Raw genomic sequence first — 1,134 nt, 5'->3', positions numbered from 1 at the left:
GTCTATCATTTGTTTTTTACTTATGGCGCCCACAACTATTATGTATGTGCCAGCGTCAATTTATATTTTGTTTGCTTCATCTGAAGCACCTGTGTTGCTGTTTTTGATACCATTGGGCGGCATCGGGCTCTATAGTGCTTGGAGTGTAACGATTAGAATGGATGAGTATGCAGAAAAGGAGGTTCCGATATATATGTACTACGGTATAGCAGTCGGCGCAATTGCTATGGTTATAGTTTGGTTATTCTTTGGTGCATTAAGTGGCCGGTTAAGCTTTCAATCAAAAAGCTATCTGGAGAGCATATATTTAATTGTCGCCACTGGTGTTGGGCCATTAATAGCGTCATGTCTTTCACTGCTAACAATAAAATTCAAAGCAAGAAAGCAACAGATGTAGGTATTTTGCTCTGCGCCTAGTCTGTGGTTCAAGCCGTTCGCTTCTTTCACTGGCATGGGCTAAATTCGCCCTCTTAGCAAAATCGTTAGGCATATTTATGTGCGACCCAAGTACCGAGCAAGTTTTTCGAAGCTACGAAGTAAAATTCGATATAGCGATTGCAGAAATTCTGGACGTGTTACGTATAGCCGAACTCGTTGTGCTGTCTATAAACAGTTCTATCCCTTTTCCCTGGCATCTCGGACGTCAGACCGCATGAACGACTCCAAGCTTTTGCTGAGAACAGCCGTCTCAGTGGCCATTGGGTTGCTGGTCTCGTTTCTGACGTTGTGGTGGGTCACGAACCATCTGGATTTCATCTCACGTATTGCCTGTAGCGATGCCTTCACTCTGCCGGCGCTCGCCTGCCGTTTCGGTGGGGTTGGAGTCACGCTCTTGCTGGTACCTCTTTCAGGCGCCGTAGCGTTCATTGCTGCCAAGTGCCTTCTCCCAAAGTAGGTTAACGCTTGGCCGTACACAGGCCCGGGGCGGCCTAGCAATTCATTCAGGCCGACGCCGCTGGGGGCGTGTGTTAGAGCACATTGGCGTCTAGCTACTTCCTGCTAACCACAGTGGGATGAAGGTAGACTTTCGTCAGTGCGTCGAGGGGCATCCGGGAAAAGGGGAGGCGATTTGTCCTCTGGCGGATCTTAACGCAGGCATCTCTTCTAGCCTGAGTGCTTGAGTTCAGGCTGGCC

Annotated in this window: 1 protein-coding gene; it reads left to right on the top strand. The window is 48.6% G+C overall.

Annotated features, from left to right (window positions below; genetic code table 11):
* Nucleotides 1-397 (top strand): hypothetical protein (locus J0A65_RS23750; RefSeq protein WP_206596742.1); only part of this gene is annotated, 397 nt, incomplete at its 5' end.
* Nucleotides 398-1,134: the final 737 nt, after the last annotated feature.

This window comes from Bowmanella yangjiangensis (assembly GCF_017255015.1).
Classification (GTDB): domain Bacteria; phylum Pseudomonadota; class Gammaproteobacteria; order Enterobacterales; family Alteromonadaceae; genus Bowmanella; species Bowmanella yangjiangensis.
This window is presented reverse-complemented; position numbering and strand designations above follow the sequence as displayed.